The organism is Limimaricola pyoseonensis, assembly GCF_900102015.1.
In the GTDB taxonomy this organism is placed as follows: domain Bacteria; phylum Pseudomonadota; class Alphaproteobacteria; order Rhodobacterales; family Rhodobacteraceae; genus Limimaricola; species Limimaricola pyoseonensis.
Genome location: NZ_FNAT01000009.1, coordinates 127,564 through 143,526, shown reverse-complemented (window position 1 = coordinate 143,526; position 15,963 = coordinate 127,564). Strand labels below are relative to the sequence as shown.

The 15,963-nt window shown below is 59.5% G+C and carries 7 protein-coding genes and 1 pseudogene; all 8 read right to left on the bottom strand.

The features are described from left to right. Window positions 1-287 (bottom strand): annotated as a pseudogene (locus tag BLT43_RS16375) (transposase); the annotation flags it as partial. A gap of 218 nt (window positions 288-505) precedes the next feature. Then, window positions 506-1,267, bottom strand: coding sequence for a DISARM system phospholipase D-like protein DrmC (drmC, locus tag BLT43_RS16370; RefSeq protein WP_090114605.1), 762 nt, complete (start codon window positions 1,265-1,267; stop codon window positions 506-508). Continuing rightward, a complete protein-coding gene (gene drmB, locus BLT43_RS16365) occupies window positions 1,267-3,108 on the bottom strand; it encodes a DUF1998 domain-containing protein (RefSeq protein ID WP_090114604.1) in 1,842 nt (613 codons plus the stop codon). Before drmB ends, drmC begins: the two co-directional genes overlap by 1 nt. Further along, on the bottom strand, window positions 3,105-7,094 hold the full coding sequence (gene drmA / locus BLT43_RS16360) for a DISARM system helicase DrmA (RefSeq protein ID WP_090114602.1): 3,990 nt from the start codon (window positions 7,092-7,094) through the stop codon (window positions 3,105-3,107). The genes drmB and drmA overlap by 4 nt, the downstream gene beginning before the upstream one ends. 2 nt (window positions 7,095-7,096) lie before the next feature. Then, complete coding sequence (locus tag BLT43_RS16355) at window positions 7,097-11,350, bottom strand: Eco57I restriction-modification methylase domain-containing protein (protein WP_090114600.1); 4,254 nt, start codon at window positions 11,348-11,350, stop codon at window positions 7,097-7,099. Then, on the bottom strand, window positions 11,347-14,463 hold the full coding sequence (drmD, locus tag BLT43_RS16350; protein ID WP_242652322.1) for a DISARM system SNF2-like helicase DrmD: 3,117 nt from the start codon (window positions 14,461-14,463) through the stop codon (window positions 11,347-11,349). Before drmD ends, BLT43_RS16355 begins: the two co-directional genes overlap by 4 nt. After that, complete coding sequence (locus BLT43_RS16345; protein WP_207497624.1) at window positions 14,460-14,894, bottom strand: very short patch repair endonuclease; 435 nt, start codon at window positions 14,892-14,894, stop codon at window positions 14,460-14,462. The genes drmD and BLT43_RS16345 overlap by 4 nt, the downstream gene beginning before the upstream one ends. After that, window positions 14,866-15,960, bottom strand: coding sequence for a DNA cytosine methyltransferase (locus tag BLT43_RS16340; RefSeq protein ID WP_090114596.1), 1,095 nt, complete (start codon window positions 15,958-15,960; stop codon window positions 14,866-14,868). The genes BLT43_RS16345 and BLT43_RS16340 overlap by 29 nt, the downstream gene beginning before the upstream one ends. Window positions 15,961-15,963: the final 3 nt, after the last annotated feature.

The following is a 15,963-nucleotide window of genomic DNA, read 5'->3' as shown; positions in this document are numbered from 1 at the left end:
TTCCCGCCTGACGCCGGGCGCTACCATTTTTTTGCCGCGACATCCCGCAGGATGGCGTTGTCCAGCATCTGCTCGGCCAGCAGCTTCTTGAGCTTGGCGTTCTCGTCCTCGAGCGCCCGCAGACGGCGCGCGTCCGACACCTCCAGCCCGCCGAAGCGCGCCTTGTATTTGTAGAAAGTGGCCTGGCTGACGCCGTGCTTGCGGCACACCTCGGCCGTCGACAGCCCAGCTTCCTGCTCTTTCAGCATTCCGATGATCTGTTCTTCTGTGAAACGCGATCGCTTCATGTCCGTCTCCAAAGTTGAACGGACTCTACCTCAAACTGGAGGAGGAACAGGGTCTCAGGTCAACATCCCGGCCGCGACGCAACTCCTGAGCCCGCGCAACTTCATGAACAACGGCGCCACGGCGGCGGCGGTCGCATATGATTGCTCGGGCGTATATGTCGAGACAGATTATTGACTTACGTGCCAAGCAATCGTCACACTTGGCCGATTTGAATGGACTAAATTTTGCGGATGACCTTGGTTTCAATCAACGCATGGAGGTGCGCGCGAAGCCCTGTTGGCACATGCCCACCGTTGATCACGACGCCCGCTTCCATATTCTTTTCTAAGGCATGTCCAGTGAGATTTGCGCTGGTCAGAAACGCGGCTTTGCCGTCTGCTACCGCAACTTTCGCATGAACTCTCCCCTCAGTGAAAGGTGGCGGTCGCTCAGTCCAAACAAATAGCGCTGCCGAAGGCACATAACGCCGCATGGTTGCAATCGGATCTACAGATAGGCTGCCCCCGTGACTCGATGACGTTTCCAAAAGAATTTGAATGTTGACGCCGCGATTTGACGCTGCATTCAACGCGTCTACGACCGAAGAAACGTCGTAGACCACGAAGCTCACGAGAAAGAGGTCGCTTTGCGCTAGACCGATGATGTCTAGAAGGACCTGTTCGGTGCGCCGGGTAGGAACGAATGGCGTAGTCGGACCTGTCCAGACAAGCTCGACTGTACTCTCTCGCTGTGACTTCTCTCGGGCGAAAGTCGCTCCGATCAGTATTCCGGCGAGTACATCTCCTGAGATGTCGGTCTGTTCCCAAACAGCGATGAGGCGATCAAGCGCTGCTCGAGCTGGCGGAGTTGTCACAAGTTGACGCAGGCCCCCAACACTCCCTGTCGCGTCCGATTTGCGGACACGAGCAGCGAGGGCTTCAATCCTAGAGGGTGACAACAGGGTCACGAGGTCTGCGGCAGCAATTAGCAAGGCATCCATCAAATGCTCCCGAAGAATGCCGCATCGGGGTATTCGAGCGTGGATACGACAAGCGCGCGATCAAGGTGGCGGTTCCCTCGCTCACACGACGTCTCAGAGACGAACGAACAGGCGTGGCATGCTGCTCCGTGAAGAGACTGGTCCTTGCTCGGGTCGTGTTCTGCACAGAGTGGATCCGAGGCGCAGATGTGGGCGCGATCCAGGGCTTGGCGCAGAAGTCTCCCGAGATTCTCAGGCTTCCCGAGCTCCACGAGACCACCGAGAGTTCCATCCGAGTCCGCAGCGGCCGTGTAAATGAGAAACCCGGCTTGATCCCTGCCGCCATCTACGTCTGCATAAATGCGCTCACGAATACTAGCGGCATTGTATCCGCATTCCAACGCCAACTCCCGGATCAGCATGTGGGCTAGAGTGTGCAGCATGACATAGCGCACCCCTGGATAACCTTCGTTTGGATCCAGAATCCTCTTTTGGCGCCAGCCGCGATGACCTTGTCGGAGCCGCGAATCGAGAGCTTTTACAGGGTCTTTATCTGCCCAAGCCTTCAAAGCATCCGTGTCGAAGCGAATGAAAATGCCTTCACCGTGAACTTGGGTCGCGGGCACCCAATTCGGTGCTGCGCGTGCGAGAGGCGCTCGCGGGGCGGCCTGGTCTCCTGTGCCCTCGTCGGGTGACTCGATCCTCGTGAATCCAAGAAGGGCATTTACCTCACGGAGCCGCTCCAAGAGCAGCACGCGTTTGATTGCCGAACCGAAGCCCGCGGGAATTCCAACTTTCGTACTCATGAAATGGGGGTAATCGGTAGGAGGATTCTCAGCGGTGAGCACGTCCCATTCTGGTCCTTTCAGGTCACGCTGATCGACGTCCGATCCGCCGTTGCGATGGTTTTTAATAGCAGACCAGATTTGCTCGTCAGTGAACTGCTCGATGCCTGGCAACTGAGCGGTCTTTTTCAGCGTCTTGACGACAAACGCCACTTCCGCTGCTGAGGCAACGTCGTCAAAGAATGTCCAACCGTCCGCGACGAGTTGCGCAAGAGGGCTTCCGACTTGCGGGATGGCGAGGACCGAAAGCGTAACCGGAAACCAGCTGTTGGTCGCGCCTAAGAGGATGGCACGAGGATCATTGGCACAATCATCGTCGTAGCGGTCGATATGCGGGTGTCGGCCACGACAGGCTGGTAGATTGTCGCGTCCTGCTTGACCGAAGGCCTGCGACATATTTTTGGATGCACCGCAGCCATCGCATTTGACCCAGAGGTTTTCAGTCTGCAGCGAAGCTCCGCTCTCGAAGAACCTCAGTGTTGCACGGCAGGTACTGGGCCCGCCGTGAACGAACCAGTGCCAGGCAAAGTCATCCAAATGACCGGCGCGACAAGCCATCAGGAAACGCGCCGGAACAGCGTCCGCATCCCTGGCCCGTTGATCGTTGTTTGACCCCCGGCACCCTTCATGAACGAAACGCGTCAGCTCAGGACGGTATCTATTTTCCTTCAGCTTGAACAAGCCTGCGTCATAGGGCGAAAGCAAACCGCATTTGACGCAGCGAAGCCATCGAGGGAAGGGCTTAACCGGCACGCCGATCAGGGCCGCCGCCGAAAACGGGTCGGTGATTTCCCTCTCGCCCACGGGTGGCATGCGCAGCGACTCGACCTGCGGCCCGAGCACGCTTCTGACATTGGCGAGCAAACGAGCCTCTTGAATCGGCTGGCACCTGTCTTTTTCCCAGCGGTCGATCCCCATCGTGACAACCGACATATTCGGTAGGTCGATGAGGGCGCCTGGTCCATAAGTCCAAAGCAACTGGCTCGGACGAATTTCTCCTACGGGTGTCCTAATCATTGCTGATCCTCCTCGGGCTGCGTCACCCGGGGGCGCCAAGTCGGATCACTTGTCGAGCGGTCGTCTTCCATTACGAGCCGGACTCCTGGTTCGACTTCGCGCATGGACATTGGAACCGTCCAATTGGTCCAAGGCTTTGTTCCCGGCACTGACAGGAGCGGATAGGACGTGGGGCCCGCGCCATGCTTTTGATAGACGAGCGTGCGGCCACCGACGCCAGATTCTTTGGCCCATTCGTCAGCACGACTCTTCATCGCGTCTTCAGTGAGCTTCTTCTTTTGCGAGTCCTCGGTCACTTCCCACGTCCGGGCAGCGACGGCACCTACCGTCTCCAGCATTTCATTGCGACTGGGACTGTTCATTGCGCCAGCGCCGTCATTGGGTGCAAAGGGGTCATACGCGTGGCGCATGATGGAGAGCATCGCCCCTGTGAGACCGCGATCCAGAGCTCGCGGAGAGAACGGGGTTACGGACTGGGCCTCGACATGTTGATAGAAGGTCGCGTGATAATGCTCGAAGGTCTCATAGTGCGACAGATCACGAGGCCGTGCCCACGTCAGCACGGTGGCTACGAGGCCCGGCGGTGTCCGGCCAACACGGCTGGTTGCCTGAATGTACTCTGCCGTGCCCTTCGGTTGACCATTTACCACCATGACGCCGAGACGATTCACGTCGACACCGACAGACAGCATGTTCGTTGCAAGAACTGCATCGATTGGCCGGGCATCTCCGGGTTTCCTGTTGTTTACCCACTCTCCAAGTGACGGGTCGAACATGCCGTCGAAGGGGACCTCGAGCCGGTCAAGGTATCGAGGAATGTCTTGGCTAGAGACGCGAGAAGTTAGTTCGCTGATTTCCTCCACCCTACGCTGCGAAAGCCCGGGCCGGTCCACTAAGCTCATTTCGACACGGAAGGAGCGCGTTTGGACGTCGTCTTCCGCCAAACGCTTCATCCCACCGAGTTCTCGCAGCGAATTGAAGTAGCCTACGAGGGTCATGTAGGGGTCGGCAACCGGGCCGAACCGGTCAAACAGCGCCTGTGCGGCGGTGAGGAATGCCGTGTAGGTCCTGATCAGAACCGCAGGGCGGGAGCTGCCGGGTGCGCAGATTCCCATGTACCGTCGGCCCGGCTTCTCGCCGATAGATCTCTGGACCGAGAAGAAATTGTCCTCGACGTCCAGGCCGGAAGGCGGAAACACGGAAATGCGGCGCATGAACACATTACGCACCTGGTCGTCGGCCCGCCGTACGGTGGCTGTCGAAGCGACGACCTTTGGGCGGACCTTCTTGTCGCCCAGAGCCCAACTGCTCAGCTCGTCGACGGCCGTTTCGTAGAGCCCTACCATGGTGCCCAACGGACCGCTGATGAGGTGGAATTCGTCCTGGATGATCAGATCTGGCGGTCGGATTACGCGAACCGGCTTCACACTGGCAGCCGGATACATCCCCCTTGCTCTGTGCCCGGTACCACAGTCGTGACTCGGCCAGAGCAAACCATGTCGCCCGCATTCCTGCTCCACGCGGCCGAAAAGATTCCGAACCTCGGGGCGCCACGCCATCATCGCGAACTTGTCCACGGTTGCGATCATCATCGTCGGCGGGCGGTGATAGATTTCCTCATCGACGACTTTCACGGGAAGACCCGGATGGGGCTGCCCGCTGGATTTGGCCTTCGAGAAATCGCAGCTGCCAAGCTTATCGCCGCAGTGAATCAATGTCCGGCCCGCAATCCTGTCAACCTCTATGTCGCGCCCGCCTGAAATCTCCGAACCACACCAAGGGCAGCTCGTCAGCTGCGCTGGTGATGCAATGCCTGACTTGTTGCGGTCGTTGTTTCGAATGGCCTCGACAGCCTGGTGTGACGCCTCGGTAGTGCCCGGCGTAACACGATTGCCGACCCAGAGGCCGAGAGTAAAAGGTTCCTTGCCCCAGATCTTGTCGTCTGCACGACGGATGACCTCCATCGCGCAGAGCAGCGTCGTGGCCCGCTGGAATTGCTGTAGCGTCAGAAGGCGCAGTGTGTAGCGCATGATGACTGCGAGACCGCGTGAAGCGTCGAGGCCGCCTAGATCATTTTTCAATCGGCGCATGGCCATGGCGAAGGCCGCCACACCGAGATAGGCTTCGGTCTTCCCGCCACCCGTCGGGAACCAGAGGAGGTCCGCGAACGCCTCGACCGGCTTCGTCCGGTCCGGATGAGTGGGATCGGCCAGGGACGGGATCGATAGCAGCAGGAATGCCAGCTGGAACGGGCGCCACGACCTGTTCTTGGGCACGTCCAATGTGCCCACGTCGACGGTCTCGTTCCGTCGGCGCTTCAGGGCGTAGATGCTTCGGACACGCTGCATCGCCATGGAGCGGTTGGCGAAGCGGAATGCCTCCAGCGCCTTCGGATCAGCAAAGAGTGTTTCCATGCCATCTCGTAGACGACGCAGGATCTCTTGGCAGCGCTCGATGACGTCTTTACCTGGATCATCGAAGCCGGTGATCTCCGCACCCAACCGGGCATTCTGTTCGCCGATCCAAACGGCATAATCTTCAACGAGACACGAAAGGGCGTCGCGCAGCGCGTCCGGCGCCATCTCCGCCAGCCGCTTCATGTCGAGCCAGCCCTCGTCAACCATGCGTTGCATGGCTGCGCGATCCCTGGGATCGGAGCCGGGCGTTTCGGTCACGGCTACTTCGTAGCGCGGGATGATCTCGGTTCGGACGCGGTGCGCTTTCGTCGGGTCGTCTGAAGTCGTATCGGCGTGAACGGAAACGCCGTGTCCAACCGAGAACTCCAGCCGGTTGCGATAGATGAGGGCGAGACGGTCACGCTCGGGATCATCGACGATCACTTCGTTGGAGGGGCGACGCCGGAAGACCGATTTGTCATGATGATCTTCAGGGGCCTCGACGGTGATCTCGGGCTGGAAGAGCCATGCGCTATCTTTGTTGTCCTCGGGCTCCAGCTGTCCGTTCACGAGGAACAGAGTCACCAGACGCTCACCCTTGTTGTTCGTCCGAACCGTGCCTTGAAGCCGAACATCCGGCTGGTCGGGGTCGGGGATAGACGGAGGGAGCGGTCCATCGATCAACGGCAGGGGGACGACACCGCCACACGGGACGCGCTGCCATACCTTGACCTTCACCTGTTCTTCTCGGCCGGTCTGGCGATTGCGCCGGGTCTTGGTGATGTCGTGCTCAGCATTGGGGACCCGTTCGTAACGCCCCCACCGGGCGTCTACCGCCAACGATTGAACATCTGCGGCGACGCAGAAGGTCAGTCCCATGCTCGAGGGCACCAGCGATTGGTTGTTCGTCGTGTCGATCTCGTCGAGCGCGTCGTCTTCGGGCTCCACCCGGCCGGTGGCAGTCGGAAACTCCGCCCCGGGCTCGTGCAGCGGTGCGGTCCGCTCTTCCTCGAGGTCGCCAGCCTCATCGGCACCGGAAGCCGGTTCCACCTGCGTGGCCTGATCGTCTCCCGGGCGTCGGGGCGCCAACTTGCCGACGAGGTAACGATCGCGGACGCTCATGTCCTTGATCAACTCGTGCGGCCCTTCCGCGGGGCCGAGCAGGTCATCGCGCACGGAAAGCTCGAGAAGATCGCGCACGTAGGTCACGTCCTGAATCAGTGGCACCGCGTCGGGGGAAGCCGCGCCGAGCAACGGAAGGGCGCGAAGAAAATCACCCCAAGGCAGCCGTGTTGCCGGCGCGCTCGGCGCGGTCAGGCCGAGCGCGGTCAGGGGAACCGCCGGATCAACGGCCAGAGCTTGGTCGAAATAGATGGTGCGACCGCCGGTATCTGACCGAACACGCAGAATGCGTCCGACGATCCTCACCGCAGCGTCGGACCCTACGACGACTGCCCAGTCACCAGGAGCGACGGCGGTTTCGTCGGTCGGGCCGAGTTCGATCCGGAGTGCACGTCCGTTGGTGGCAGGCTCGCCGCGAATGATCCACGCAGCATTCTGGAGGGCGGCTTGTTCAATCAACTCGGTCATTTTCAATCACTCTCAGAAATGCGGTAGCGGGCGCTTCGGCGTTCGCCTTTACGTTCGACTGTACCGCGCGCCAACAAATCATTGATCGCGGCATTCCACTGGCCATCCGGTATGTCGACATAGGCAAGGATGTCTGACTTGCTCAGCCAGGAGCGACGCGCCTTGAGGTGAGACAATATCTTGTCTGCCGCGGAGCCTACGCTATTTATTGACCTCGGCCTGTTCTGCGCAGGGGCGTCGAATCCGAGCTCGGCTTGACCTGATACTTTGGGGGCTCGTGCCCGTGTAGTTCCGCTTGATGTAGTGGCTGGCGCGTCTTCAACCTCTTCATCATGGCGGCGCTTGTTCAGCTCAGAGAGACGGCGAAGAACTTCAACACGCGCGGCCTCTGAGATTGTGAAGCGAGTGCGGTCGTTTTCAGGAAGATACGGAACGTCATGGAAGCCATGGCCAAGATCAAGATCGTGCCAACCGTATGCGAGAACAACAACATTATCGAGATGGATCTGCATTTCTCGTAGCTTTACAATATCAGCGCTCACGTCGGTTTCATCATGCATCGCATTATATATTTCCGTGATGCCTAACTGTTTTGAGGCATGAATTTCTTGCCTTGCAGCGTAATATGAAACAGCAGCCTCCTCACGCTCGGCGCCCAATGCCTCAGGGAAAGGAAAGGTCTCAAAGGAGGACGAGATTGTGTATTTCAAGGTGTCGCCCAAGCGCGAGCTGGTTTGCCGCGTCCAAATGTCGTGTATGTTGCTTTGAAGTGAGCAAAACAGGGCCCAATCATCCGCTGCTACGACAACAATTGTGTCCTGAAAGACTTGGCGAGAAGGTACGCTTGCGAAGGCGAGGTGCTTCGTAGCGCGCGAGATGACGAAAACAGAATCGAGATTAAGTGATTTGGCATAAAGAGCAGGCCGCTTATCCCCATGGTGCCACCAGTATTTGCGGTGAGCCTCCCGATTGACCTCGTCCCTCTGCGGTTTAACCAACTCTCGAATGCGAGACATTAGCTCAGGCCATTTCGCCTCACAGATAGAAAGCGAGCGGTCACGAAAATCGATTGCCCATCGGCTAGCTGACTGGGTGGGCGAGGTGTTTAGATCGTTCCCGCCCAAGAGAGCCCGAATGACTTCTGAGTTTTCCTTTCTGTTGTCTAAAAATCCCTTTGCTTCAGACTCTGAGAGGATGAACCCACTGCCAACCAAAACAGAGCCCTGAAAGCAAAGACCCTTATTTTGATTCAGAACTACGGGTTCCCGCCAGTCTCCTAGATTTGACAAAGCCGTAGAAATGGAGGCGACAGGGCGACCATCGAGTAATTTTTTTCCTCGCCAGATACCCTTCCAGACAACCACCGTTGCTACAACAACCGCTGCGCTACCAGGCCACCTGAACGCAGATTGGGCCCGTATTATCGCTGCATTTTGTTCGCCAACAATTTTTTCAAGACCCGTTCGCTTCGTATCCCCCTCACCAATTGACTTCGTGGCTAGAAATCCGAAGCAACCAGCTTTGCTGACAACTTCGTTGGCGCGCAAAAAGAAGAAGGCACATAAATCGGCATTGAGGCTGGCGTCCGGTTGGTATTGAGAAAGGTAGTTGAGGAAGCCATCTCCAAATGCAGATCGCATCCTGCGTCCGCCCAAGAATGGCGGATTGCCAATTAAGGCATCAAAGCCCTTCTTCTCATTACTGAAGACCTCAGGGAACTCGAGCGACCAATGGAAAGGATCGCGTGCAAAACCATCAGGCGCATCAACGCAGAGGTCGGTCATCGCATCCCGACGAAGCCGATCCAACGCAGCCTCGGTCCCGTTTGCCGCCGCATCGGCCAGGGTCTCGAGGGCCTGCAGCCGATCCGCGCGCTCGTTCGCGCGCGCTTCCGCCAGAATGATCCCGACGAAGGCATCGGCAACGGCCTGCGGCAAGAGAAGCGCGCGTCGTGACTCGGCATCGAGCGCGGCCATCGCATCGACATCCCCGATGTCCCGGATGGGGATGGAGCGAAGACGGGTGCGCAGGTCGATGGCCCTCTCCACGGCAGCCTGAATGCTCCGCCCGAACAACCTGAGCTGCGTCGACCCTTTCGGGGACATGCTGAGTTCGGTCAATTGCCGGATATCATGGATCCCGAGGAGGCTGTCACCGCTGCGCAGGTTGTGGTCGAGGAAGCCGAAGGGCCGCCCCTTGGACATGGTGGTGAGCCAGAGCGAGAGCTTGGCCAGCTCCACGGCGAGCGGGTTCTTGTCGACGCCATAGAGGCACCGTTCCGCCACGAGGCGACGTGCGACGATCGCGCGTTCCTCGACGTCCTGCGATAGAGGGTCGAACTCCTCGGTCGCATCACCGAAGATGCGTCCCTCGCTGTCGATCCGCTTGCCGATGGCCTCGGCCGCCGCCCAGGCCTCGACCAAGCGGTCGGAGAGCCAACGGCACGCCTGCACCAGGAAGGCCCCGGAGCCCATGGCAGGGTCGCAGATCTTCAGATCCAGCAGCTCCTCGGCGTTCTTCAGTTCCCAGTCCTCGGGCGCCTTGCCTTCGGCCGGGCCGCGGTAGGCAACCGGAGTTAACGTTTCCGCGACGATCTTCTCGGTCAGGCTCTTGGGCGTATAGTGAGTGCCGCTCTCGCGTCGGTCGGCACCGAGGACCACGACGAACGCGCCCTTGTGGTGCACGAGCGGATAGCCCCAGGGATCGGTCCGCAGCAGGGGGGCATAAGGTAGAATGCGGTCGCGCAGACCAACGTCACCACGACAGACGCTTAGCAGACGTGCGGAAAGGCGGTCGTCGGCCGCCCGATCGAGGGCGTTGCGGATGGCAGACTCCGATCGTTCGCTCCGCTCCTTGAGCAGTTCGGCCACTTTGACAGCGCCATCGAGCCGCGCCGACTCCATTTCGCCGAGCGTCACACGCGGGCTCTTCGCCTTCGATCCGCTATCGAGTTCGAGTGTGACGTCATCGACGCGCTTCACCGTGCGCTCGAGGAGGCCCTCGTAGACATGCCCGATCTGTTCCACGTCGAGCGCGCGGTAGGACAGCGTGCGACCTTCGAAGATCTGGATCGCGTCCAACAGCAGGAGAACCGTGCGATCGTCGATCGGCAGTGGTTCGGCCGGATCGCTTCGCCAACTCGTGCCCTTCTTCCGCCCTTCGAGGAAAGGATAGCGATCCGGGTCAAACAGCGAACCTCCGAGCGCCGGTAGCTGCAGGGTCGGGTGATCGATCCCGCCATACACGCCGCGAAACAAAGCGAGCAGCCGCGACCACGCGGACCGACGGCGCTCGAGGATTTCCTCGGAATCCGCGCGCAGCTGCATCCGGAGGCTGGAGATGGCGTAGAAGGCGACGTAACGCGGGTCGCCGAGCAGCAGTAGGGCGCGTTCCTCGGCAGCCAGCAAGAATACGAGCCGCATCATCACGGTCAGGCCGGCCTCATAGAGCTCTCGCGGATCTACGTCACGCAAGAGTTCGCGATTTCGGTCCTGGTCGGCGCGGTCGAGAGCCTGGACGAGCACTTCGACGGCGCGGCGGACTTGTTCTCCTAGCGCTTCGGTAACTTCATCCTGATGCTTCAGGGATCGTTCATAGAGAGCCGGAAGCTTGCCGTCGTCGGGGCCAAAAAAGCGGCGGACGCCCAAAAGACTGACGAATGCCCGCAACGTTTCCGGTTCCTGCCCCCAAAGGCGCGCATACCAGCTCGCGAAGCTTGCCACGGCGCCTACGGGCGCGTGGACGAGCATCCAGCGCTCGCCATTGGTGACGACGCCAGTTGGACATCCAGTCGCCCGGAGCAGAGCGACCATCCGATCGGCCGGGGTGATCGCGAGGCCATCGAAGCGGCGCGTCGCATCAAGATCAGTATCGGGCCCGTAGACTTGGATGAGCAGGAGCGGCTCGTCGGAGTTCGTGGGGTTCACGATAGCCAGATCGGGCGCGACTTTGACCCCATGTTCCGGCAACGAGACAGTCAGCTGCTCGGGCAGCGCCACCCCCCTGCGAAGCACCGTCTTGTCCATCTCGAGCGCATTGATCAGCACATCATCTATCCAGGCCGCGTGCAGCGCGGAAAGGTCGAGATCGTCTGTGTCGACGGCATCACGCCATTCCTCGTAGGTACGACGAAGTCGCTGAGGCCGCCCCGAGGGCAGCGCCTCAAGGCTTTGCGGAAAGACGTCGCGCAGTACCGGCACCGCGAGGAAGGGCCCTGATACTTCGATCAGGTTCAGCCATTCGTGATCGTTGCTCATCTGCGCTTCTCCGTCGCGAGGGAATCCGGAACCAGCAGAACGAGGGCCACGGGGAAAGTATGGTCGACGGCATTGGAATGCCGTTCCTCGATCGCCTTCAGCTCCTGATCGCGCTCGTTCGGAATTCTGGCCAGGCGTGCTTCTAGGGCTGCAAGGTCCCGCTTGAGCTGCGTCCGTTCGTCTTCTGAGAAAAGTAAGAGCTGGACGGGTTTTTGCTCTGCGGCGATCTCGGTTTTCAGCGCCTTTTCGAGGTCGTCCAGAACTTGGCGGATGTCCTCGGCTTCCTTGCGCTTGCGGGTCTCGATCGTGTTCACCAGAAAACGGAGACGGTCCTTGGATCGAGCATCGACGGCCGCCAAAATGTTATCACGCTGCTTGTCGAAACGTGTCCGCAAGGCGTCGAACGTTGCATCCGACAGTGCCGCAGGCTGAGATTGTTCTAGCCAACGCCGAATTTCCGTGACCCCCTCACGTCGGAAACCGGTATCACGCATATAGCCGCCAGCCTCCGTGAGCTCCTCGTGCAGGCGGTGATGGTTCCCGCCGGTTACGACGAGCCGGGACATCACCACCACGGCTGGTCCTTCGATTTCCCCGTCCGGAAGAGAGCGTACGGTTGCCCGGTGGAGCTTCTTTACGTCGTCACGGGCCCAGATTTCCGCGCGCAAGAGCCGCAGGCTCATCTGAACAAGTCGATGGTTGAGGTGAATGAGGACGACGTCATCTCGTCCCTTAGCCACATCGTGGTCGAAGGTGATGGGGCGGACCTTCTGTGTATACGGGTGTTCGAGCCCCTCAAGGCAACGGGACCAGGAACCCGAGAGCGGCGGCATTCGGAAAACCGTGCCATCCGGAGCGCCCGTCAGGGAAACGGGTTCCAGGTCAGGTTTGTCCGCGAGACGAAGTGCGGTGCTGACGGCGCGCTGAATGTGGTCGGGCACGAGGCTTTGTTCACGTCGAGTCTCGCTCAGCCGTTCGTGGAGTTTTGCCACACGATCGCGAAGATCGCGTTCAGCCTTCACGAAACGGCGAGACTTCTCCATGCGTATTTCTGCTTCCCTCGTGTCCAGATCACGGAGGCGTCCTTCAAGCAAATCAGGTAGTTGCGGCGCAATGACTGGATTTACGCTGCCCATGTCGGCGCGCATCGCATCCAGCTTGCGGAGCGCGCGCAGGATGTCGTCGCCTTGGCCGCCTTCGGCATCTACCGGATGCCATATGACGACTTTGCCGGCGCGTTGCCCATGGCGGTCGATGCGGCCGTTCCGCTGTTCCATTACATTCGGGTTGTATGGGATTTCGAGGTGGATCATCAGATGGCAATGGTTCTGGAGGTCGATGCCTTCTGATGCAGCATCTGTCGCCAGCAGAATCCTGACCGGGGATTCCGAGGGGTTGGCTTGGAACGCGGCCTTCACGCTCTCGCGTTCTTTCGGGTCCATGCCGCCATAGATGAGAGCCAACCTATCGCCCCCGAAGCCGTTCGATGCGAGGATCTCCTGCATCCACTGCTGAGTGGCGCGATACTCCGTGAACAGGATCACTCGCTCATTCGTCCATCTGTCACCGTCTTTCAGGTGACTGGCCAACCAATTCAGTACGGCGGTGGCCTTGGCGTCGGCCCGACGAGCTGCCTGGTGTGCCCAGGACCGCAACCGGTCGAGCATCCGGCGTTCTTCGTCGGTCGGTGGCCGGACATGCTTGCCCGCTTCCTCGATCGCCTCAGCCTCGGCGGCGTCGCGCTGCGCGTCGTCCGCGTAGTCCTCTTCGGTCTTAGCTATCGCTCGCCGAAGAATGCGGTCATCGAATTTTTTCTGGCCGCGGTCGCTAACCGAGCGACCTTCGATCGTCGCTATATGCCGCTCCAGCGTGGCCGCGAACGCAGCAGGAGACGATGATAGACGCTTGCGCAGCAACTGGTGTACGAAGTGATCGACGGCCCGTCCTCCATCAGCACCGCCTTCGCGGCTCTTGACGTATGCGTCGAGTTGGCTCCGGGCATTCCTCTCGTCGCCCTCATATTCTACCGGCAATGCCTCAAGTTTCCGCTCGGGATAGATGTGCTTGCCGTTGGGGTCGACCAGATCGCTCTTTAGTCGACGGACCATAACGCGGGTCAACTGGGGGTCACTCGGAAGGACATTTCTCGCGAACCTCTGATCGTCGAGAAGCTCAAGGAGCGCGGTGAAGGATTCAGTGTAGCCGTCATGCGGCGTGGCTGTGAGAAACAGCTTGTGCTGGAAGTGTGGCGCGGCCAGCCGAACGAGCCGCGTCCTGAGGCTTTCGACGGCATAGCGGCCGACGGACGGGGCGACGTTGTGAGCCTCGTCGATGATGAGCAGGTCGAACTTCCTAGGATGGCTCACATGCGGGGGCAAAGCGTCCCGCAGAAGGCGCAATCCTTCGCCCTGTTTGGCCCAGTCCATTGAAGTGATCAGACGGGGAAAAGACGTCCACGGATTAGCGTGGAGGCCGCGCTCGCGGCGCAAACGCTTGACATAGTCCGTATCGACGATCCGGAACTCGAGCCCGAACTTCTCCTGCATCTCGACTCGCCACTTTTCCTGCAAGGAAGCAGGGCAGAGTACGAGTACCGTGCGGGCGCGGTGACGCAGGAGCATCTCTTGAATGACGAGCCCAGCCTCAATGGTCTTGCCGAGGCCGACGTCGTCGGCGATCAGAAGATTGGTGCGCGCCATGTCGATTGCTCGCACGAGCGGATCCAGTTGGTAATCTTCGATGCCTACACCGCTGCGGAATGGGGCCTGCAAATAGCCGCGATCAGCGTTCGTCGCTGCACCCCATACGACCGCATCAAGGAACGCTTGCAGTGTCGAAGGGTCGTCCAAGCCGGTCAAGCGAGGCAAACCGGCCTTCTCAATGACATGAGCTCCTGGCTCGAGCTCCCAGAGGACCTCAATCTCTTCGCCGAGCGCATCCTCGTCGATGGAGGCCAACCGGACGAGATGCCGTTTGGGCAAACCGGGTGCGACCGACCCGCCGTTGACTTCCGAGACCATCCATTGGCGACGACGAGCCTCGACGAGCTGGCCCGGTTCCGGGGCAGCAGAGTGAGCTACCGCGGCCATCAATTCGTCTGCTGTCATGGTCATGGTTGGGCCCCATTCTTTCTGCGTGCGCGTACGAGTTCTGCAATGCGGCTCGCGGCGTGGTTGGCATCTTCATGCTCCCAGATGCGAACCGACTCCCACCCAAGAGCCTGCAGCCGTTGGTCAGTGTCTGCGTCCCGTGAGCGATTGGTTTCGATTTTCTGGCGCCAGAAATCAGCGTTGCTCTTAGGCCAAGAGGCATGCTCGGGACACCCGTGCCAAAAGCATCCATCGACGAACACGGCAATCTTGGTCGCAGGAAACACGATATCTGCGACGCGTCTGGGCTTCGCCAGAAGTGGAACATGGAGTCGATAACGCAGGCCTTGGGCATGCAGAGCCTTGCGGAGATTCAGCTCCGCTCGCGTGCCCTTTTGCCGTACGCGCGCCATTCTACGGCTGGCCTCAGGCGACGAGGGGTTTGCATTCGCCATTGATCGATTGTCTTTCCGAATTCAGGTCGGCATCAGAAAATTTCTGAAGATGGGCAATGATGCTTCGCCCAATCACTTCTCCCAAAGTTACTGGGACGGCGTTACCAATCATTCGACCCAAGGATTTGAAATGAATAAGCTCGCCCTCAGGCACGAATGAATAGGTCGTAGGGAAGCCTTGGAGGATCGCGCCCTCTCTCAATGAAATTGCTCTGTCTTGGTCCGGGTGCCCAAATCGTCCGTTCCCGAACCCGTAATATTGAGTAGTCAGAGTCGGCGCAGGGTTGTCCCACTCCATCCTGCCGTAAACGCCAGGGTACGTCTTGCCGCTATCTTTCTTATGACACGCGGCGACCAGATGCTCTGGCCAATCACGCCAAGAACCGCCGGGCTTGGAAGCACGAATACGTTCGACGTTTAGCGGCGACAGCCGCGATGCGGTATGTAACGGGTCTGCGGCGTAACTCTCGCCATGGGAAATCGGCGGCAGATCTCCAATTGCATCACGTACACTTCGCGCATGTTCCAGATCAGGTGCGGCGGTGCGAATGGGCCCAAATTTTGAAGCAAGCAAGACCATGCGTCGTCTCGTCTGGGGAAGGCCGTATTTGATGCAGTCAATGACCTCTCTATGAACGAAGTATCCCTGACTTTCGAGCGAAGCTGAGAAATCGTCGAAGACGGCGTGTTTAGCAACGGTCGGGACATTCTCCATGGTAACGATGTCTGGACGCGTCTCTTTCACCAATCGGTCGAACTGATAGAGAAGCCCCCAGCGTGGGCTGCTGAGCACGTCGTACCTCTGTGAATATGTAGAGAAGGGCTGGCACGGAGCGCATCCGGCAAGGACCTTTACCCCGCCATTTCCGAAAAGCTCGTCGAGTCTCGCACCGGACACCTTGCTGATGTCCTCTTTGATGAAAATGGCATCATTATTAAACTCGAAAGGGTGTCGGCAACTTTCCTCGATGTCGACGCCAGCTGCGACATTGATGCCCTCTTTCTGGAGGCCGTGGGTCAATCCACCGGCACCGCAAAAAAGGTCAATGCAAGTAACGTCCTTCATTCA